This is a genomic window from Dorea sp. 210702-DFI.3.17, assembly GCF_020560825.1.
Classification (GTDB): Bacteria; Bacillota; Clostridia; order Lachnospirales; family Lachnospiraceae; genus Dorea; species Dorea formicigenerans.
Window position 1 is genome coordinate 1 of the sequence record NZ_JAJCNB010000138.1, and the last position, 246, is coordinate 246.

Below are 246 nucleotides of genomic sequence, written 5' to 3' on the forward strand. Positions count from 1 at the left end.
TTAAGCCTGCTTTCTTTGCTGCTGCAAATTCTGCTTTTGCTACCTCAAATACTTTGTTTCTTACAAGCTGTGCCGCATAACGGATTGCTCCTGCAATAACAGGTGCTCCACTGGCTCTTGATACGATCATGACTAACTGCTCATATCCTTCGCCGATTCCTGGTCCGTATCCGTATCCAGTTGCTTCAAAACTTCCGCCTGTTGCTGCGGATGAAAGCATTTTTACCATGATGTTTCCTGTCAGGG

At 45.9% G+C, this 246-nt stretch carries 1 pseudogene; it reads right to left on the reverse strand.

From position 1 onward, the window contains the following. Positions 1-246, reverse strand: a pseudogene (locus LI149_RS15985) (glycine reductase); the annotation flags it as partial.